We start from the raw sequence: 20,304 nt of genomic DNA, 5'->3' as shown, positions 1-20,304 counted from the left end.
AGTCACTTTGGAAAAGCCCCAAAGTAACCAAAAGGCTCTTGCCCCTTTCGTTCGGTGCCTCGCTTAGGCTCGGCATGCCCTCGCTCCGGTCCTGCTCCGTGGGCCCGCCGCCATCGGCCATCCATGGCCGGGGGCGGCTAACCCGGCATCCATGCCGGGTTGCCCACTGCGCAGAACCTCCACTCGGCCTCACGAGGGGGCGTGCACCGCAAAAGCAAAAGCGAGGCGGCCTACCGGCCGGCCTGACTTCAAGTGAACGTGTCCCCTATAGAATCTGCCGAAGGCTGCGATCTTTTGATCTTGCTTTTGCTTTTGCTTTTGCTTTGCTTTGGTTTTTGATCTTGATCTGAACGCCCCTTTCCCAGAGGCCGAACGCAGGCGTTGCGCAGGGGGCACCGCGGCATGGATGCCGCGGTAGCCGCCCCCGGCCATGGATGGCCGATGGCGGCGGGCCCCCGGAGCAATGCCGGAGTGAGGGCATGCCGAGCCTAGGCGAGGCACCGAATGGCGGGGCAAAAGCGCTTTGGTTACTTTCGCGCTTTTCGAAAGTGACTCGCTGTAAGAGCGAAACCATAAGTCGCCGTTACCGCAGAAACGGATATGTACACTACACAATCAAAACCGGGCCCTTAAGGCCGATACATGAGATACGCCTCGCCCGTCACCCGAATCATCGGATGGGGAACAACCTGACAGGTTTTGACGATCCCAAAACCATGGCGCTCATAAAAACGCCGAGCCCCGGTATTCGCCGCATAGTCGATCAGGCTCAGGCCGTTGAGTTCCATTTGATCGGCGCGATGCTGAGCGTGCTCCAGAAAGCGCACACCCAGCCCCTTGTTTCGCCACCCCTCATGCAGGGCCAGGCTCGAAATATAGAGGGTATCGGGGACTTCCATGTCGGCGTAAGGCGCCAGCACCGGATCAGTCACGGGAGCCGCCGACGGATCGTGACGCATCACATAGCTGTGCATCATGCCGATGACCTGTCCGTCAGCCTCTGCGACAAGGCAGTTCTGATAGGAGAAATCGACATCTTCACGGGCGTAACGAATGGCCCCCACATCCAGCAGATCCTGCCCGGGCTCCGCCAGCTGGCTCCAGATGTAATCCGAAGCACCCTCTGACGAAATCTGGAACAAACGAGCAATCTCTCGCGCATCCGTGCGCAGAGCCGGACGAAATTCAACTTCCATTGGTGTAACTCCCCAGAATACGAGCGACCTTCTTAGCGTGCAGGTTGATGCGTCACAACCGGCCAGGCCAACGGTTTTATGACCGGTTGTCGCTGTCGCTCAACCCTGACGAACCACGCCTTCTTCAATCAGCAACTTGAGGATGGCTTCAGCGCCCGCCTGCGCGGTCACGCCCTTGAGCACTTGCCCACCGCCGCCACTGGCCTTGGCCGTCGCGGCCTTCATGCGGTCTGCACCGCTCTTGGCCTTGATCACTTTCAGGCGCTTGGGTCGTGGCTTGGCCGGTTGCAGCGTGGCCACCGCCAGCAGTTCATCGTCAACCACTTCCACTTCATCCGCCTGCAACACTCCGCGTCGCGCCGGGCCGTAGGCACTTTGCCGAGGCTTGGGCGCTGCGTTATCCACAGTCGCCAGAAACGGCAGGCGCACTTTCAAGCGACGGCGCTGACCACGCGGCAAGGCCTGCAGCACCAGCGCCGAACCACCGTCGATGGATTCGACTTGCGCCAAGCCCACCACCAGCGGCCAGCCGAGGCTTTCGGCGAGCAAGAACGGCAACATGCCCGAGCCTTCACCGGTTTCCGCCTGGCTGCCGGTCAGTACCACCTGCGCCCCGGCGTCACGCAAATAAGCGGTCAATGCCGGCAGCGCATCTGCGCCGACCGGTTGTTCCAGCACATGCAACTGTTCCAGGCCCATGCCCAGATAGGCACGCAGCGCCGGTTCCGCAACGTCGCCGGCGTGCAGCACTTGCAGGTTATCCCCAGCCAACTGCAGACCCAGCTCAACGGCCCGCGCGTCCTGCTCGGCGCGGCGTGGCCGGCCGGAGGTCGGGTGGGCGCCGATGGACACCAGGCTGATGATTTTCGTGCTCATAACCCTTTCCTTCCCTTAAGCCGCATCGCGCTTGGCGTCGTTGCGGTAAGCCTCTACCGCATCGATCAAGGCTTGAAGAATCTCGGCGCTCTCGCCGATCACCGACAGGTCGGCCCGTTTGATCATGTCGCAACCCGGATCGAGGTTGATTGCCACCACCTTGTCGCAGGCACCAATGCCTTGAAGGTGCTGGATCGCCCCGGAAATCCCCACCGCCACGTAAACCCGCGCGGTTACCCAGGTGCCAGACGCGCCGACCTGACGGTCACGCGCCATGAAACCATCGTCCACCGCCACCCGCGACGCACCTTCGGTCGCGCCCAACGCCTCGGCCGTCCTGTGGAAAAGTCCCCAGTCCTTGACCCCGTTGCCGCCAGAGAAGATGAACTCGGCTTCGGCCATCGGAATCGCCGCCGGGTCCACCGCCACCGCGCCCAGATCTTCGATCCGCGACAAGCTGCGAGCGACCGCTGTGGATAACTCCACCGGCAACGCTTCGTGACGGGTTTCGCTGACCGGTTCGGCGCATTCGGCAGCTGCCAGAATCAAGCGGGCCACCGGCCGCGCAAGGTCCTGCAAACCGGCACCGGCACGGCCGATGCATTCCTGATCCTTGACCTGCCAGACCCGTGTGGCCGGACGTTCGCCCAGTGCGGCAGCAAAGCGTCGACCCAGTTCGCCGCCACCACTGCGGCTGTCCGGCAGCAGCCAGTGACGCGGGCTGAACTGGTTATCCACAGCCCGCAGGCCCTGGACGCGTTGTTCCGGTGCATAACCGCTGAATTCGTCACCTTCCAGTACCAGCAAGCGGTCAACGCCCGCCGTGGCGAAGGCGTTTTCCTTGTGCTCACCGAAGACCACCGCCAGTACCGCGCCGTCCTTGCCGGCCAACTGATGGGCCAGGCCGAGCAAATCGCGGTCGTGGCTGCTCAAGCGGCCACCGACCATGTCCGGCACCACGCTGATGTAGAACGCGGGTGCAGCCACTTGATGCAGCGGCAATTGCACTTCAACCGCGGCCGAGCGTTTCGTCGCCCCGCCCTGCTGAGCGCCACTGCGGTCGATCCGTTTGATCCCGTTGGGACCGATAAAACCGATCCCGTGGGGATTCTTGCGGATGACGCCGTTAGGCCCCATCCAGCTGTGTTGCACCGGTTGCATGGCCGCGTGCAGCGGGTGCAGACGGTTGCGGGCGATCCATTCAGCGCGAGGGTCGCGGCGGATAATGTCGCTCATCAATGCACCTCCGCAGGTTCACGTTTGGCCGGTGCCGAAGGCTTTCCCGGCGCGGCGTCTTCAAGCAGCGCATCAGCCACCAGTTCGGCGATGTCCTTGATCAACGGCCGTGGTTCGACCACGCCTTCAAGCATCGCGGTGCACTGTGGACAACCCACGGCCACCAGTTCGGCGCCGGTTTCGCGGATGTCTTCCATGCGCATGTCGGGGATCCGTTGCTTGCCCGGAATGTCGGTGATCGGCGCACCGCCACCGCCGCCGCAGCAGCGCGAACGGAAGCCGGAGCGTTGCATTTCCTTGATCTCGATGCCCAGGGCGCGCAGCACTTCACGCGGCGCCTCGTATTCGCCGTTATAGCGACCGAGGTAGCACGGGTCGTGATAAGTCACGCTGCTGCCTTTGTGCTGACCGAGATTCAGAGCGCCTTCGCCAATGATCTCCGCCATGTAAGTGCTGTGGTGCTGCACGAGGTAGTTGCCATCGAAAGCGCCATACTCGTTTTTCAGCACATGGAAGCTGTGCGGGTCGCAGGTGACGATGCGGTTGAAGCGGTATTTGGCCAGGGTCTGGATGTTGCGTTTGGCCAACAGCTGGAACGTCGCCTCGTCGCCCAGACGCCGGGCCACGTCACCGCTGTCGCGCTCTTCTAGGCCCAGCACTGCGAAGTCGACCTTGGCCGCTTTCAGCACTTTGACGAAGGCACGCAGGGTGCGCTGGTTGCGCATGTCGAAGGCACCGTCGCCGACCCAGAACAGCACGTCGGTGGATTTCTTCTCGCTGAGCAGGTTCAGGTTCAAATCCGCCGCCCAGTTCATCCGCCCGCCCGGAGCAAAGCCGCCCGGGTTGTCGGTGGCGATCAGGTTTTCCAGGACTTCGGCGCCCTTGTTCGGGGTCGCGCCTTTTTCCAGGGTCAGATGGCGGCGCATGTCGACGATGGCATCGACGTGCTCGATCATCATCGGGCATTCCTCGACGCAGGCGCGGCACGTGGTGCAAGACCACAAGGTTTCAGCGTCCACCAGACCGTTGACGATCGGTTGATGCGGATTACCAGCGTGCTCACCGATCGGCTTGCCTGGGTAAGGGCTGCCGGCAAATTTGGCATCCGTACCACCGGCCAGGCCGACGACCATGTCCTGAATCAGTTTTTTCGGGTTCAGTGGCTGCCCGGCGGCGAATGCCGGGCACGCAGCTTCACATTTACCGCACTGCACGCAGGCGTCGAAGCCGAGCAGTTGGTTCCAGGTGAAATCCTTGGGTTTTTCCACGCCCAGTGGCGCGTTCGGATCATTCAGATCCAGCGGCTTCAAACCGGTGGAACGACCGCCGCCAAAACGTTCGGAGCGACGGTGCCAGGCCAGGTGCAGGGCACCGGCGAAGGCGTGCTTCATCGGCCCGCCCCAGGTCATGCCGAAGAACAGTTCCGACACGCCCCACAGCACACCGACGCAGAGAATCGCCGCCAGCACCCAGCCACCGAAGTTTTCCGGAAGAATGCCCGCCACCGGCAGGGTCAACAGGAAGAACGACGCCGAGAACGCCAGCAGGCTTTTCGGCAGGCGCATCCACGGACCTTTGGACAGCCGGGCCGGCGGATTGCGGCGGCGCAGGAAGACAAAGATCGCACCGACGAACATCACTGCCGTCATCAACAGCAGTGCATAACCGAGAATGCGGTTATGCAGGCCGAAACCGTGAACCAGAATCGCCAGCACAATGGACGCCACCGCACCACCGGCCGTGGCGACGTGAGTATTGGCGATGTATTTGTCCCGCGCGACGACGTGGTGCAAATCGACCATGTAACGCTTGGGCATGGCGAACAGACCGCCGATCAGGTCGACTTTCGAAGCCCGGCCCTGACGCCACATAGCCACCCGCCGCAATGCGCCCAGGACAGCCAGGCCCAGGGCAGCGAACAACAGGATTGGAAGAAGGGTGTTCAACATGGTGGAGCTCCCAAAGACCTCGGGGTCTTGCAGGTCGAGATGCCTTACTCGGTTCCTGTGGGAGCGGGCTTGCCCGCGATTGCATTTTGTCAGTCACATCTGCATTGACTGATCCACCGCTATCGCGGGCAAGCCCGCTCCCACAGGGTCATGTGCAAGCCGTTAGAAGTCTTTGCACAACCGCAGCGCGTCGTAGATCGCCGCGTGGGTGTTGCGCTGGGCCACGCAGTCGCCGATGCGGAACAGCAAATAGCCGTCGCCCGCCTGGCTCAGCGAAGGTTGTGGCTTGATCGCGAACAGGGCTTCGATGTCCATCTGGCCTTTGTTGCGCGAGCCTTCCTTCATGGCGTAGTAGATTTCTTCGTCCGGACGCACGCCGTTCTCGACGACCACCTGGTCAACCACCCGCTCCTCTTTGGCGCCGGTGTATTCGTTTTCCAGCACCGCCACCAGCTTGTCGCCTTCGCGATAGACCTTTTCCAGCATCATGTCGCCGGTCATGATCACTTCTTTCGGGTACATGCTGCGGTAGTAGGTCGGGAACGACGTACCGCCAATGGCCACGCCCGGCTTGATGTCGTCAGTGACGATCTCGACCTGGCTGCCCTTGTCGGCGAGGAAGTCGGCCGTCGACATCCCGGTGAACTCGCAAATGGTGTCGTAGACCAGCACGTTCTTGCCCGGCGCCACTTTGCCATCGAGGATGTCCCAGCTGCTGACCACCAGGCCTTCAGCCGCACCCCAGTGCTCGTTCTGCTCCAGGAACGGATGACCGCCGACAGCGAGCACCACCACGTCCGGACGCAGGTCGAGAATGGTCGCCGCATCCGCCGCCACGCCCAGGCGCAGGTCGACTTTCAAACGCGCCAGCTCCAGCTGGAACCAACGAGTGATACCGGCAATCTGGTCCCGTTGCGGGGCTTTCGAGGCGGTAGTGATCTGCCCGCCGATGAATTCTTTCTTCTCGAACAGGGTCACGTCGTGGCCACGTTCGGCGGATACACGAGCGGCTTCCATCCCGGCAGGGCCGGCACCGACCACCACGACTTTGCGTTTCGGCCCGGTGGATTTCTCGATGATGTGCGGCACGCCCATGTATTCACGGGAGGTCGCGGCGTTCTGGATGCACAAGACGTCCAGGCCCTGGTACTGACGGTCGATGCAGTAGTTGGCGCCCACGCACTGTTTGATCTGGTCGACCTGGCCCATCTTGATCTTGGCGATCAGGTGCGGGTCGGCGATGTGAGCACGGGTCATGCCGACCATGTCGACGTAACCGCCTTCCAGAATACGGGTCGCCTGGTTCGGGTCCTTGATGTTCTGCGCGTGCAGCACAGGAGCCTTCACCACTTCCTTGATACCGGCGGCCAGGTGCAGGAACGGCTCCGGTGGATAACTCATGTTCGGAATAACGTTGGCCAGGGTGTTGTGGGTGTCGCAACCCGAGCCCACGACACCGATGAAGTCGATCATGCCGGTGTCGTCGTAGTACTTGGCGATCTGCTTCATATCCTCATGGCTCAGGCCATCAGGGTGGAATTCGTCACCACAGATACGGATGCCGACACAGAAATCCGGGCCGACTTCCTTGCGCACAGCCTTGATCACTTCCAGGCCGAAACGCATGCGATTCTCGAAGCTGCCGCCCCATTCGTCGGTACGCTTGTTGACTCGCGGGCTCCAGAACTGGTCGATCATGTGCTGGTGCACGGCAGACAGCTCGACGCCATCCAGGCCACCGGCCTTGGCACGCGCCGCGGCGCTGGCATAGTTGCCGATCACCCGCCAGATTTCTTCCGGCTCGATGGTTTTGCAGGTCGCGCGGTGCACCGGTTCACGGATGCCCGACGGCGACAGCAGGGTTGGCCAGTGCTCGCCGTCCCAGCGGGAACGACGGCCCATGTGGGTAATCTGGATCATGATCTTGGCGCCATGCTTGTGCATGGCATCGGCCAGATTCTGGAAGTGCGGAATAATCCGGTCGTCGGCCAGGTTGACCGACTTCCACCAGCCTTGCGGGCTGTCGATGGCCACGCTGGAGGAACCGCCGCAAATCGCCAGGCCGATCCCGCCCTTGGCTTTCTCTTCGTAATACTTGACGTACCGATCGGTGGTCATGCCACCGTCGGTGGCGTAGACCTCAGCGTGCGCGGTGCTGAGCACGCGGTTGCGGATGGTCAGTTTGCCGATCTGGATCGGCTGGAACATTGCTTCGAAAGCCATGGCGGGTTCCTCGACTTACAACGGCTTGACGGTGAACAAACCGTCGTCGTGGCCTTCTTCGGAGCCACCGTAAACTTGTTCGGCGACGGTGCGGATCTTGCTGCCGCGAGCAGCCAGGATCTGGTCCATGGCGCCGGCGAACCAGCCAGTGAACATGTAGTCGACCTTGCGTCCGACCTTGCCATACACGTAGACGAATGCGGAGTGTTCGAGCTTGACGCTGGCGGTGCCTTTGTCGAGGTCGATGTCCTGGATCTTGAACAGGCCCCAGCCGCGCTGCGACAGGCGCTTCATGTAGTGCTCGAACACCGCGACGCCTTCCAGGCCGTGGCACTCAGCTTCTTTTTCACACCAGTGCCAGGCGGACTTGTAGCCGGCCTTGTAGAGGATTTCGGCGTAGGCGTCGGCGCCCAGCACTTCCTCGATGCCCATGTGGTTATTGACGAAGAAGTGACGCGGCACATACAGCATCGGCAGGGCATCAGAGGTCCAGATACCGGTTTCGCTGTCGACTTCGATTGGCAATTGTGGGGCGATCTTGGCCATGGAAACTTAACTCCAGAAAATTCGTTGTGTTGCCCCCGGCACGGACGGCCGGGGGAAAGGATTCTTCAGATGCGGCGGCTTATTCGCCCCAAACGTCTTTCAAAACGTTGACCCAGTTTTCGCCCATGATCTTGCGCACCACACGCTCGGAATGGCCGCGCTTGAGCAGGGTTTCGGTCAGGTTCGGGAACTCGCCCACGGTGCGGATGCCCAGCGGGTTGATGATCTTGCCGAAGCTGGTCAGACGGCGGGCGTAGCCCTTGTCATGGGTCAGGTATTCGAAGAAGTCCTGGCCATGGCCCTGGGTGAAGTCGGTACCGATGCCGATGGCGTCTTCGCCGACGATGTTCATGGTGTATTCAATGGCTTCGGCGTAGTCGTCGATGGTCGAATCGATACCCTTGGCCAGGAACGGCGCGAACATGGTCACGCCGACGAAACCGCCGTGATCGGCGATGAACTTCAGTTCTTCATCGGACTTGTTGCGCGGGTGCACTTTCAGGCCCGACGGCAGGCAATGGGAGTAGCAAACCGGCTTCTTGGATTCGAGGATGACTTCTTCGGAGGTCTTCGAGCCGACGTGGGACAGGTCGCACATGACACCGACGCGGTTCATCTCGGCAACGATTTCACGACCGAAACCCGACAGGCCGCCATCGCGTTCATAGCAACCGGTACCGACCAGGTTCTGGGTGTTGTAGCACATCTGCACAATACCGACGCCCAGCTGCTTGAAGACCTCGACATAGCCGATCTGGTCTTCGAAAGCGTGAGCATTCTGGAAGCCGAACAGGATGCCGGTCTTGCCCTGCTCCTTGGCCTTGCGGATGTCGGCGGTGGTACGCACCGGGATCACCAGATCGCTGTTCTCGCGAATCAGCTTCTGACTGGCAGCGATGTTGTTGACGGTGGCCTGGAAGCCCTCCCACACCGACACGGTGCAGTTGGCTGCGGTCAGGCCACCTTTGCGCATGTCTTCGAACAGCTCACGATTCCATTTGGCAATAATCAGGCCGTCGATAACGATGCTGTCGGCGTGCAATTCGGCTGGGCTCATCAGGCTGTCCCCTATTAGCGATTCATGCGCCGAATCGTCTGCCGGCGCTTTGGGGCCAGCATATGCCTGAGGGACGGGGCAGCCGGGTGCAAAAACGACAGGGGAATTGCCGAAAGCGTCAATCCACGACAAAGGGTCATCAACCGAGGTGATTACCCACCTGTTCAAGCCCGTCCGCATGGGCCAGAATTCTCCGCATCACCGGATGTTTCACTGAATTAAGGGCGGCGACGCAATGAAATCCATCTTCCTGGCTTTGGCACTGATAGCGACTGGCGTACAGGCTGCCGAAGAGGCCGACGACAACCCCTGCGACGCCGTCGAAAACGAAGTCCAGACCCTGGAATGCTCGGCCTACAGCAGAAACACCGCCGAAAAGCTGCTGAGCGAAAACTACCAAAGCCTGAACGAGCGCATGCAAACGCGCTACGGCAGCAACAAGGCGCAATTGGCCGACATCACCGCCAAAATCAAAACCGCGCAACAACAATGGCTGAAGACCCGTGATGCCGATTGCGCGGTGGAAGCGTTCCCGGCGACGAGCGGCAGCAAAGCGTTCAACATTGCGCAAAATGATTGCGTGGCACGGATGAGTGACGAGCGGTCGGAGTTTTTGGAGTCGATTGGGCAGGAGTGATCCTGAATCGTCCGTCGAAAGCTGGTAGCCCTACCAGCTTTTACCCTCAATAAAGACCTTTCCCACAAGCCTCACTGAGCAAGCCTACAATTCCCCGCCGAGCAAGGCTTAACGCAGTTTTTTCGAGCAACATGCTGACAAATTTCATTTGTTGGCCACCTGAAAAATATAAGCAAAGATTCGAAAATCTTATAAAAGACTTATAGTAGCTCGATCAAAGTGATCTGCATTCAGAGGTCAAATAACGCAATGAACGCACCTACTGACATTCAAATCATCAACGACGCCGAGGGAAAACCGGCCTTCGTGGTCATTCCATACGCGCAGTATGTGGCGCAGAAGGTCGAGCCCGATCTGATTCCCCATGAAGTGGTCAGTCGCATCGTCGATGGCGCGACGCCCATTCGCGCCTGGCGCGAACACCTGAACCTTACACAGGATGAAGTTGCCAAACGCATGGGTATCTCTCAACCGGCTTTCGCCCAGCAAGAAACGGTCTCCCAGCCCCGCAAGGCAACCCGTGAAAAAATTGCCGCAGCTTTTGGCATCACCGCCGACCAGCTTTAGGATAGGACTGCCCGTATATCGCCCGAGGTTGGCGGTAATTCTGCTTCCCCCCAGCCCAAGTGCACAGCCATCGTTTGTCACTCAACGAATACCAAGGTTGTTCATGACACTCTGGGCATAGAAATTAAAGGTGGCGAAGCATCATCGCGATGCTTCTCCGCCGGTTATTTGCTGAAACACGTCAGCCTTCCCATCTCCCTCGACGACGCAGCAAGCATCGAAGCCTTTGCTGCTCGCGTGCGCCCCGATCAAAGCTGCCATCACATATAACTTACATCAGCAACAAATAATCAGGCACCAACAAACCCACCCTCTTTGACGGGAATAGTATTAATAACCAACGATGGAATCTGAAGAAGACTGGATTTAAACTCACCTAATATATCCTTTGCGCTACACCTCAATAGAAAACTGGCAAGATCAGCAGTAGAAAGCAAACATGATATAGCTAAAAGCAGAGCCGAGACCCTATCTGAATCCGTAGCTGATGAATCCACGACTCTCAATCCTCCATCGGAAATTGCATAGCGTTTCCCCACCGACACAGTTCCCCAATGATGATAATCCGACATCGGATAATAATATTGATCATAGAGCCTTTCAAAGCCGACCTTCTTTACAATTGAATGAATACTTTCACCTTCACGCCAGGTTTGTGCATACTCTCCATTTGCACCTTTAAATAACTCATCGCATTCTGGAAGCGATTCTTCCACCATTTTTCTAACATCTAGCGGAGTAAATACACCTTGCAAATCCGCCTCATCCATTCTTTGCTTATCCACAACCATACAATACAATCGCCAACGCCTGGCCACGCGACGATCCTTTTTCGCATACATCAAGTAAAGAGCCCCTTCAAACATGCTTCGCGATATAAGCTGGCTGTCACACTCCCCCTTCAGCTTCAAAATACTTCCCATATGTTGAATCTGACGAAGAAAGAAAATTTGGCACATATACTCCAAGTCATCTATCAACCCCCCTTTCATTTCAGACACCATCCCCTCGCAGATAGCCAATAATTCTTCACACTTCGACTCAAAGCCTACCGAAGTCATAGAACACCCCCAAAACAACCCATACTAAAAGTATTACAATAGCGTTAACTTGCCGAACTCCCGCAACATCTAAAGCCTCACAAACGCAACAAATATCACAAAAACAAAATTTGCTTGATTTAACTGCTGCACTTGCCGGATAATGCCAAAATGGCATCATGCTAAATATCTAAATTTTGTTACTTTCCGACACAGGATTTATTATGGAACACAACTTAAAAACACTAGTTGAATTAGAAAAACAGATCGCTGCACGGCTTGTGGAGTTCAATGCCAAGCGCGCAGACAACCAAAAGCTGAATAGAATATTTTCATTAAGCCAGATGATTTTGACTTTTTTAACGACTCTACTCATAGCGCTCAATGCAAAGTCCTCTCTATTCGCTATTTCAATGGTTGCAATTTTCACTAGTTCGTTAGGCGGACTAGCGGGACAAATACTAAGCAAATATATGTATCAAGAGCGAATGAGCATGAACATAAAAACAGTGTGCGATCTTTATTCGCTATCTCATCTTATTACCATGGATAGAAAAAAAGAAGAAGATGACCCATCAAAACACAAAATAACACTAGAAAAAGTCGATAACTATCAAACGAAATATCAATCAATTTTAGACACGGCAAATGGGCAATGGCAAAAACAGATCACAAAAAACAAGAAACCATAAAATGGCGATTTTCTCAAAGGTTCTAACCTTAAACAAACTTCACATGCTTGAAAAAATAAATGGCAATTTGAGTGACACCAGCCAGACAGATTACTTCAATATAGGCATGCCAATTGAGAATCCCCCTCTTCTCAGAGGGTCAATTGTCATCGAAATGAATATATCCTTTCTGACGGATAACATCGACTCTTTCGAAGCTGGCAGCCCCGTCGATACAGGTGGTATAAAATTTGGATTTTTAGATCCAAAGCATGACAAAGAATTGTTTTTACAGATGCTCCATTGCGACTATGCCAAATTTCACAAGTTGACTAAAGAACTGTTCGAGCTACCCCAAAACTCGCTGAGCAAACTAGTAACTCATAATGCCTGCCCTTCATTTAAGCCCATACTGGAAAAGCACTTCACCCATTCCGTCATAGATTTTATGTATAGTGAACAAAACCCTCACGCTTGGCTTTTCGAATTCTCACTAAGAAAAGAATACAAACTCACTGAAAAGCACATTAATAGAATCCACATCCCAAACACCTACCTATCCAACAACACAATTAAAAATATAAAATATAAACTCGGAAACAAAGTCATCACGTACAACCCAAAATATGGAATAGAAAACAGGGTTCGATAATGGAAAATTTTTATGCCATCGGAGTTTACGAAGATTTTAAGCTTGATATATTCCCTACCCACACCTCCCCTATTATTGCGGAGCGTATAAACGGCGAGTATCGCAGATGGGCCTATCGAATTGAATCCCCCTATAAAATAACCCTCACACACTCCATTGGTGGATTTTACAAAACACCTACCTCGATGTTTCCATACCTTACTTACAACCTTAACAAACCCGTACGAATAAGGCACAACTCTCAAATAATAGCGATATCAAAATATGCATTACTCGTTGAAAACAACAAAACAATACTCTGCCTTAAGATAATGAAGTCAGCTCTAAAAAATATAAAAAACCCCAGCTTTATCTACCGCTCATACATGACAATAAAAAATGTTTTTTCTTAATAAACCTCTGCTTTAGAGGTTAATCTAGCTCAACAGTTTCGAATCAAAATTCTCACTCTTCCAACGCTGAGGGTACGCCATGAAAATCTGCGGCATCGAAATCAAAGGCAGCGAAGCAATCCTTGCCGTGGCCTCCCTCGACGATCAGGGGCCGACACACGTCGCGCTGGCCACCAAGAAAATCGCCCTCGACGATGACGACGAAGCCGCCAACGTCAAAGTCTTTGCCGCTCAGGTGGCGTCGTTTATTCGTGAGAATTCAATCGACCGCATCGCGATCAAGAAGCGCAGCAAGAAAGGTGAGTTCGCCGGCGGGCCGACCACGTTCAAGATCGAAGGGGTTTTCCAGTTGCTGGAAAATTGCGAGGTGACGCTGCTGTCGCCGCAAACCATCAATGCGCAGAACAAAAAGTTCGACTTTGAACTGCCAGCCACGCTGAACAAGTATCAGCACGAGGCCTACAAAGCGGCCTGCTCGGCGCTGATGAAGAAGTAAAAACGACACATCTCCTGTAGGAGCGAGGCTTGCCCGCGAAGGCGTCGTGTCAGACAACAATGATTTCGAATGTGCCGGCCTCTTCGCGGGCAAGCCTCGCTCCTACAGGGGTCGGTTTCAGGCCTTCTGGCTTTGTCGGCGATCCTCCCGCGGGCACCGTTCAAACCTCGCCCGATAACTGCGGGTGAAATACGATGGCGATTCAAACCCGCAGGCGATGCTCACCTCCAGCACACTCATGTCCGTCTGGCGCAGCAGCTGCCGCGCCTTCTCCAGCCTTAGTCGCAGATAGAAATTGCTCGGTGTGTCGTTCAGGTGCAGGCGAAACAGGCGCTCCAGCTGACGTCGGGTCACTTTGATCGATTCCGCCAGCTCCAAAGTGCTGAGCGGCGGTTCGCTGTGCTGTTCCATCTCCCCAATGACATGCACCAGTTTCTTGTTGCTGATGCCATATCGCGTGGCGACTTCCATGCGTTGGTGGTCTTTGCGCGGGCGAATGCGCCCGAGTACGAATTGTTCGCTGACCTGAATCGCCAGTTCCGGGCCATGGGCCTGACCGATGAGGTCAAGCATCAGGTCGATCGAGGCGGTGCCGCCGGCGGAGGTGATACGCCGTCGGTCGATCTCGAACAGTTCCTGGGTGACGCTCAGCTGTGGATAAGATTCCTTGAAGGCGTCGATGGCTTCCCAGTGCAGGGTCAGGCGATGGCCGTCGAGCAGGCCGGCCTCGGCGAGGATGAAGCTGCCGGTGTCGATGGCGCCTAGCGTCACGCCTTCGTTGTCCAGACGACGTAACCAGTGTTCCAGGGCCGGGGTGGCGAACTTCAGCGGTTCGAAACCGGCGACCACCAACAGGGTTGCGCCTTTCTTCAGCGGCTCCAGCGCCGCATCGGCATTGACCGACATGCCGTTACTGGCCAGAACCGCCCCGCCATCGGCGCTCAATACATGCCAGCGGTACAGCTCGCCACGAAAGCGATTGGCGACCCTCAGCGGCTCGATCGCCGAGATAAAACCGATCGCCGAAAAACCCGGCATCAACAAGAAGTAGAAATCCTGGGACATGGAGCGCACTCGACTGGCAAGTAACGAGAGGGCGGGAAGCGTGTGGACGTTGATACGCCACTTGCAAGCGGCATTCAAGTGCGCAGGTCGCCGCAGTGCAAGAGCTGGTCGCCGCAGTGCGTTTTCACGGGGGCTTTGCTGCGTAACTTGGGCATCACCGGAGCATCAGACACCGGAACCCACAATAACGACCTGCCGAGGAACCCCGACATGAAACGACTGATCAGCAGCTGTGTTCTTGCACTCAGCGGTACCGCTTTCTTGAGCGCCAGTGTCATGGCGGCCGAACCCGCGTCGTGCCAGAACGTGCGCATGGGCGTAGTGAACTGGACCGACGTGATCGCCACCAGCGCCATGACCCAGGTCCTGCTCGACGGCCTCGGCTACAGCACCAAACAAACCAGCGCCTCCCAGCAAATCGTCTTTGCCGGCATTCGCGACCAGCGCCTGGATTTGTTCCTGGGCTACTGGAACCCGTTGATGACCCAGACCATCACACCGTTTGTCGATGCCAAGCAGGTCAAAGTGCTTGAAGCGCCAAGCCTCAAGGATGCCCGCGCCACCCTGGCAGTACCGACTTACCTTGCCGACAAGGGCCTGAAAACTTTCGCCGACATCGCCAAGTTTGAAAAAGAACTGGGCGGCAAGATTTACGGCATCGAACCTGGCTCGGGCGCCAACACCCAGATCAAGGCGATGATCGCCAAGAACCAGTTCGGCCTCGGCAAGTTCCAGCTGGTCGAGTCCAGCGAAGCCGGCATGCTCGCGGCAGTAGATCGCGCGGTACGCCGCAAGGAAGCCGTGGTGTTCTTCGGCTGGGCGCCGCACCCGATGAACGTCAACGTGAAGATGACCTACCTCACCGGCAGCGACGACGCCCTCGGCCCGAACGAAGGCATGGCCACGGTCTGGACCGTCACCTCGCCGAACTACGCGCAGCAATGCCCGAACGTCGGTCGCCTGCTAAGCAACCTGACGTTCACCGCCGAAGACGAGAGCCGGATGATGCAGCCGCTGCTGGATCACAAGGACGCTTTCGAATCGGCCAAACAGTGGCTCAAGGATCACCCGCAAGACAAGCAACGCTGGCTTGAAGGCGTGACCACATTCGATGGCAAGCCGGCCGCTGAAAACCTGAAGCTGACCAGCAAATAGAACCGAAATGAACCACCGATTCGCAGCCCGATGCGGGCTGCGAGCGGGATCGCCACGCCCAAGCTCTGCCAAAAAAACTCAAGCCTGAAGGAAACCGCCTCATGAACCACGACGTCATCATCACCTGCGCACTCACCGGTGCTGGCGACACGACCGCCAAGAGCCCACACGTGCCGGTCACCCCGAAACAAATCGCCGCGGCCGCCGTGGAAGCCGCCAAGGCGGGCGCTACCGTGGTCCACTGCCACGTTCGCGATCCACAAACCGGCAAGTTCAGCCGTGACGTGGCGCTGTACCGCGAAGTGATGGAGCGCATCCGCGAGGCGGACGTCGACATCATCGTCAACCTCACTGCCGGCATGGGCGGCGACCTGGAAATCGGCGCAGGCGAAAACCCGATGGAATTCGGCCCGAACACCGATCTGGTCGGCCCACTGACCCGTCTGGCCCACGTTGAAGAATTGCTGCCAGAAATCTGCACCCTGGATTGCGGCACCCTGAACTTCGGCGACGGCGACACCATTTACGTGTCCACCCCTGCCCAGCTGCGTGCTGGCGCCAAACGCATTCAAGAGCTGGGCGTTAAGCCTGAGCTGGAAATTTTCGACACCGGTCACCTGTGGTTCGCCAAGCAGATGATCAAGGAAGGCCTGCTGGATAACCCGTTGTTCCAGCTGTGCCTGGGCATCCCTTGGGGCGCGCCGGCTGATACCACCACCATGAAAGCCATGGTCGACAACCTGCCGGCCGACGCGGTCTGGGCCGCGTTCGGCATCGGTCGCATGCAGATGCCAATGGCCGCACAGGCCGTGCTGCTCGGTGGCAACGTGCGGGTCGGCCTGGAAGACAACCTGTGGCTGGACAAGGGCGTACTGGCGACCAACGGCCAACTGGTCGAACGCGCCTCGGAAATCCTCAGCCGCCTCGGCGCCCGCGTTCTGACCCCGGCAGAAGGCCGCAAGAAAATGGGCCTGATCCAGCGCGGCTGACCAGAACCTACACCTAACCCTGTGGGAGCGGGCTTGCCCGCGATGACGGTATACCAGCCGCAGAAGATGCATTGGATGTACTGACGTCATCGCAGGCAAGCCAGCTCCCACAGGGATCATCGAATTCTTTTAGGAAGTCGCCATGAGCTTTATCACTGATATCAAAACCTTCGCAGCACTGGGCAGCGGTGTCATCGGCAGCGGCTGGGTGTCCCGCGCCCTCGCCCACGGCCTCGATGTGGTGGCCTGGGATCCGGCACCCGGTGCCGAAGCGGCGCTGCGCAAACGTGTCGCCAATGCCTGGGGCGCGCTGGAAAAACAAGGCCTGGCACCCGGCGCATCGCAGGATCGGCTGCGCTTTGTCGCCACCATCGAAGAATGTGTTCGCGACGCGGATTTCATTCAGGAAAGCGCCCCTGAGCGTCTGGAACTGAAACTGGAACTGCACAGCAAAATCAGCGCGGCGGCCAAGCCCAATGCGTTGATCGGTTCCAGCACCTCGGGACTGTTGCCGAGCGAGTTTTACGAGAGTTCGACGCACCCGGAACGCTGCGTGGTCGGGCACCCGTTCAACCCGGTTTATCTGCTGCCATTGGTGGAAGTGGTCGGCGGCAAGAACACCGCGCCAGAAGCGGTGCAAGCGGCGATGAAAGTCTATGAATCCCTGGGGATGCGCCCGCTGCATGTGCGCAAGGAAGTACCGGGATTTATCGCCGACCGTTTGCTCGAAGCCTTGTGGCGTGAGGCGCTGCACCTGGTCAACGACGGCGTGGCGACCACGGGTGAAATCGACGATGCGATTCGTTTTGGCGCGGGTCTGCGCTGGTCGTTCATGGGCACCTTCCTGACTTACACCCTGGCAGGCGGCGATGCCGGGATGCGGCACTTCATGGCGCAGTTCGGGCCAGCGTTGCAGTTGCCCTGGACGTACCTGCCGGCACCGGAGCTGACCGACAAGTTGATTGACGATGTGGTGGATGGCACCAGCGATCAGTTGGGCACACACAGCATCTCGGCACTGGAACGCTATCGTGACGATTGCTTGCTGGCGGTGCTGGAGGCGGTGAAAACCACCAAAGAAAAGCATGGGATGGCCTTCAGCGAATAAACACACACCCTGTGGCGAGGGAGCTTGCTCCCTCGCCACACATGTGTACACCAGCGATTATCTGTGGAGTTCCACCATGCCCACCCTCACCACCTACCAAACCAGAATCATCCCCGACTGGGTCGACTACAACGGCCATCTGCGCGATGCCTTCTACCTGCTGATTTTCAGCTACGCCACTGACGCGTTGATGGATCGGCTAGGTATGGACAGCAACAACCGCGAGGCTAGCGGCCACTCGCTGTTTACCCTCGAACTGCACCTTAATTACCTGCACGAAGTGAAACTCGATGCCGACGTCGAAGTGCATACGCAGATCATCGGCCACGACCGCAAGCGCCTGCACCTCTACCACAGCCTGCATCTGGTGGGCGGTGACAAGGAGCTGGCGGGCAATGAACAAATGCTGCTGCACGTCGACCTCGCCGGACCGCGATCCGCACCATTCAGCGAAGCAACCTTGAGCAAGCTGCAGGCCATTGTCGCCGAACAAGCCGACTTGCCCGCACCCGCCTGGATCGGCCGAGTGATCGCATTACCCCCCGAAAAATAACAAGGAGCCCGCCATGAACACCGCCGCCGCTTTTGCCGATTTCCGCACCTATCCGTTGATCAGCGCGTTGACTGCCGTGCACACCTTGGCGGACCGCATTCAAGTGAAGTGGGCGGACGGTCGGGTCAGCCCTTTTCATCATCAATGGCTGAGGGACAACTGCCCGTGCCCACAGTGCGTCTACACGGTGACGCGTGAGCAAGTGCTGGAAATCGTCGATGTCGCAGAGCACCTGATGCCTGAAAACGCCACCGTCGATGCCGAAGGCTGCCTGTGCGTCGATTGGCAGGATGGCCACCTCAGCCGCTTCGATCCGGGCTGGCTGCGAGCCCACGCCTATGACGATGAGTCCCGCGCTGAACGCCAGGCCGGCAAACCGAAAGCCAGGCTTTGGCACAGCGATTTGCAGCTGCCAGTATTCGAAAACCAGGCCCTGATGGAGAGCAACGACGCCTTGTTGCAATGGCTGCTGGCCGTGCGCGATATCGGCCTGACTCAAGTGCGCGGCGTCCCCACCGAGCCGGGCTCGCTGAAGCTGATCGCCCAGCGGATTTCGTTCATCCGCGAGAGCAATTTCGGCGTGCTGTTCAACGTGCAATCCAAGGCCGATGCCGACAGCAATGCCTACACCGCCTTCAACCTGCCACTGCACAGCGATTTGCCGACCCGGGAGTTGCAACCGGGGCTGCAATTTCTGCATTGCCTGGTGAATGACGCCGACGGTGGCGAGAGTATTTTCGTCGACGGTTTTGCCATCGCCCAAGCCTTGCGTCAGGAAGATCCAGAGGCGTTTCAAGCCTTGTGTGAAATCCCCGTGGAGTTCCGCAACAAGGACCGCCACAGCGACTACCGCTGCCTGGCGCCGATCATCGCGCTGGATGCATTCGGGCAAGTGTCGGAAATCCGCATGGCGAACTTTCTGCGTGGGCCATTCGATGCTTCAGTGGAGCAGATGCCCAGGCTGTATCGCGCTTACCGGCGCTTCATTGCGATGACCCGCGAGGCGCGTTTCCGGGTAATGACACGGCTCAACCCCGGCGAGTTGTGGTGCTTCGACAACCGCCGCACCCTCCACGCCCGCAACGCCTTCGACCCCGCCACCGGCGCCCGGCATTTCCAGGGTTGCTATGTCGACCGGGATGAATTGCTGTCGCGCATTTTGGTGTTGCAACGCTAGACCGCGTCATCGTTCATCGCGGGCAAGCCACGCTCCCACAGAAACGGGGTTACCGTAGATTTGGCGAACAGCGCCAAACCTGTGGGAGCGTGGCTTGCCCGCGATGGCGTCTGCACAGGCAACATTAAACTTCTGGATTCACAGGCAAAAAAAACCCCGATCAAGCCGTGACAAGATCGGAGCTGAGGAGGGTACTGTTGAGGAGCTGTTGCGCGAGGGTGACCAAACCTTCGTGATGCCAGCTGAGTCCAGTGTGCCTACTCCCATCCTTAGCAAGTTAGCCGAAAGCGACCTGTTCATAGGTATTGCGGCCATTGCGACAAATCGTCCTTGCCGACACCCACAGCCCCTACCAGAATCGAACCACGACACCGTTCCCTGAAGAAGGATTGCGTCATGATGTACGCCGATTTGATAGACCAGGAAGACCTGTTGGGCCAGCTGAAATCGTTGGGTTTTCAAGTGCCGAGCGGCTCTACAGCCGAACAGGCTTGCGAGTGTGCGGTGCGAGGCTTGAACGATGAGCGGGCGATGACGCTGCGGACCATGGTCAAGCAGATGTACACCAGCAGAGCGACCATCCTGCCGGCCGTGCGCCAGGCGATCGACAAGCAATTGCTGCCCGCGTTGGCGGAGTATCAGCAAAGCCGTAGCGCCTGATAGACCCAATCGCGGGCAAGCCCGCTCCCACAGTGATTTGCGTCGTATACACAATTAAT

The 20,304-nt window shown here is 57.7% G+C and carries 20 protein-coding genes; 11 read left to right on the top strand and 9 right to left on the bottom strand.

Going from position 1 to position 20,304, the window contains the following annotated elements:
- Window positions 1-629 precede the first annotated feature (629 nt).
- From AC30D7_RS15320 to AC30D7_RS15290, 7 genes are all read right to left on the bottom strand, one after another.
- The gene (locus AC30D7_RS15320; protein WP_490134622.1) at window positions 630-1,196 is read right to left on the bottom strand and encodes a GNAT family N-acetyltransferase; all 567 of its coding nucleotides are present in this window, start codon (window positions 1,194-1,196) and stop codon (window positions 630-632) included.
- Between the two features lie 99 nt (window positions 1,197-1,295).
- The gene (gene etfB, locus AC30D7_RS15315) at window positions 1,296-2,072 is read right to left on the bottom strand and encodes an electron transfer flavoprotein subunit beta (RefSeq protein WP_490134621.1); all 777 of its coding nucleotides are present in this window, start codon (window positions 2,070-2,072) and stop codon (window positions 1,296-1,298) included.
- Between the two features lie 15 nt (window positions 2,073-2,087).
- On the bottom strand, window positions 2,088-3,308 hold the full coding sequence (gene etfA, locus AC30D7_RS15310; RefSeq protein WP_490134620.1) for an electron transfer flavoprotein subunit alpha: 1,221 nt from the start codon (window positions 3,306-3,308) through the stop codon (window positions 2,088-2,090).
- Entirely contained in the window at window positions 3,308-5,257 is a 1,950-nt protein-coding gene (dgcB, locus tag AC30D7_RS15305) for a dimethylglycine demethylation protein DgcB (protein WP_490134619.1), read from the bottom strand. Before dgcB ends, etfA begins: the two co-directional genes overlap by 1 nt.
- A 162-nt stretch (window positions 5,258-5,419) precedes the next feature.
- Window positions 5,420-7,480 (bottom strand): dimethylglycine demethylation protein DgcA, encoded by a 2,061-nt coding sequence (dgcA, locus tag AC30D7_RS15300; RefSeq protein WP_086944436.1) that lies wholly within the window; start codon window positions 7,478-7,480, stop codon window positions 5,420-5,422.
- Window positions 7,481-7,495: 15 nt separating this feature from the next.
- Window positions 7,496-8,026: a DUF5943 domain-containing protein gene (locus AC30D7_RS15295; protein WP_052967365.1), complete on the bottom strand. Its 531-nt coding sequence runs from the start codon at window positions 8,024-8,026 to the stop codon at window positions 7,496-7,498.
- Window positions 8,027-8,105: 79 nt separating this feature from the next.
- Window positions 8,106-9,083 (bottom strand): dipeptidase, encoded by a 978-nt coding sequence (locus AC30D7_RS15290; protein ID WP_007907542.1) that lies wholly within the window; start codon window positions 9,081-9,083, stop codon window positions 8,106-8,108.
- Between the two features lie 235 nt (window positions 9,084-9,318).
- Between AC30D7_RS15290 and AC30D7_RS15285 the strand changes: the two genes are divergently transcribed.
- Together AC30D7_RS15285 and AC30D7_RS15280 are read left to right on the top strand one after the other, a co-directional pair.
- Window positions 9,319-9,720 (top strand): lysozyme inhibitor LprI family protein, encoded by a 402-nt coding sequence (locus AC30D7_RS15285; RefSeq protein ID WP_490134618.1) that lies wholly within the window; start codon window positions 9,319-9,321, stop codon window positions 9,718-9,720.
- Window positions 9,721-9,969: 249 nt separating this feature from the next.
- On the top strand, window positions 9,970-10,287 hold the full coding sequence (locus AC30D7_RS15280; RefSeq protein WP_490134617.1) for a helix-turn-helix domain-containing protein: 318 nt from the start codon (window positions 9,970-9,972) through the stop codon (window positions 10,285-10,287).
- A 290-nt stretch (window positions 10,288-10,577) separates the two neighbouring features.
- On the opposite strand, the gene AC30D7_RS15275 is transcribed toward AC30D7_RS15280, so the two are convergent.
- Window positions 10,578-11,348, bottom strand: a complete 771-nt coding sequence (locus AC30D7_RS15275) for a DUF5677 domain-containing protein (RefSeq protein WP_490134616.1) — start codon at window positions 11,346-11,348, stop codon at window positions 10,578-10,580.
- Window positions 11,349-11,551: 203 nt separating this feature from the next.
- Between AC30D7_RS15275 and AC30D7_RS15270 the strand changes: the two genes are divergently transcribed.
- From AC30D7_RS15270 to AC30D7_RS15260, 3 genes are all read left to right on the top strand, one after another.
- Window positions 11,552-12,019, top strand: a complete 468-nt coding sequence (locus AC30D7_RS15270; RefSeq protein ID WP_490134615.1) for a hypothetical protein — start codon at window positions 11,552-11,554, stop codon at window positions 12,017-12,019.
- Window positions 11,976-12,650 carry a hypothetical protein gene (locus AC30D7_RS15265; protein ID WP_490134614.1) on the top strand — a complete coding sequence of 225 codons (675 nt, stop codon included), beginning with the start codon at window positions 11,976-11,978 and terminating at the stop codon, window positions 12,648-12,650. Before AC30D7_RS15270 ends, AC30D7_RS15265 begins: the two co-directional genes overlap by 44 nt.
- A 471-nt stretch (window positions 12,651-13,121) precedes the next feature.
- Window positions 13,122-13,538, top strand: a complete 417-nt coding sequence (locus AC30D7_RS15260; RefSeq protein ID WP_490134613.1) for a DUF3010 family protein — start codon at window positions 13,122-13,124, stop codon at window positions 13,536-13,538.
- 117 nt (window positions 13,539-13,655) lie between these two features.
- Here the strand turns inward: AC30D7_RS15260 and AC30D7_RS15255 are convergent, their stop codons facing one another.
- Complete coding sequence (locus AC30D7_RS15255) at window positions 13,656-14,603, bottom strand: GlxA family transcriptional regulator (RefSeq protein WP_019650277.1); 948 nt, start codon at window positions 14,601-14,603, stop codon at window positions 13,656-13,658.
- Window positions 14,604-14,813: 210 nt separating this feature from the next.
- Between AC30D7_RS15255 and AC30D7_RS15250 the strand changes: the two genes are divergently transcribed.
- The 6 genes from AC30D7_RS15250 to AC30D7_RS15225 all read left to right on the top strand — a co-directional run bounded on the left by AC30D7_RS15250 (window position 14,814) and on the right by AC30D7_RS15225 (window position 20,245).
- Window positions 14,814-15,758: a choline ABC transporter substrate-binding protein gene (locus tag AC30D7_RS15250; protein WP_007937989.1), complete on the top strand. Its 945-nt coding sequence runs from the start codon at window positions 14,814-14,816 to the stop codon at window positions 15,756-15,758.
- Between the two features lie 101 nt (window positions 15,759-15,859).
- Complete coding sequence (cdhC, locus tag AC30D7_RS15245; protein ID WP_490134612.1) at window positions 15,860-16,747, top strand: 3-dehydrocarnitine:acetyl-CoA trimethylamine transferase CdhC; 888 nt, start codon at window positions 15,860-15,862, stop codon at window positions 16,745-16,747.
- A gap of 142 nt (window positions 16,748-16,889) precedes the next feature.
- A complete protein-coding gene (locus tag AC30D7_RS15240; protein WP_258612770.1) occupies window positions 16,890-17,855 on the top strand; it encodes an L-carnitine dehydrogenase in 966 nt (321 codons plus the stop codon).
- 76 nt (window positions 17,856-17,931) lie between these two features.
- The gene (locus AC30D7_RS15235) at window positions 17,932-18,408 is read left to right on the top strand and encodes a thioesterase family protein (protein WP_019580669.1); all 477 of its coding nucleotides are present in this window, start codon (window positions 17,932-17,934) and stop codon (window positions 18,406-18,408) included.
- 13 nt (window positions 18,409-18,421) lie between these two features.
- Window positions 18,422-19,585 carry a gamma-butyrobetaine dioxygenase gene (locus tag AC30D7_RS15230; RefSeq protein WP_490134611.1) on the top strand — a complete coding sequence of 388 codons (1,164 nt, stop codon included), beginning with the start codon at window positions 18,422-18,424 and terminating at the stop codon, window positions 19,583-19,585.
- Window positions 19,586-19,981: 396 nt separating this feature from the next.
- Complete coding sequence (locus AC30D7_RS15225) at window positions 19,982-20,245, top strand: hypothetical protein (RefSeq protein ID WP_490134610.1); 264 nt, start codon at window positions 19,982-19,984, stop codon at window positions 20,243-20,245.
- Window positions 20,246-20,304: the final 59 nt, after the last annotated feature.

Source organism: Pseudomonas sp. DF5 (assembly GCF_058148225.1).
The sequence above is the reverse complement of the archived record's forward strand: the minus strand, read 5'-3'. Positions and strand labels throughout refer to the sequence as shown.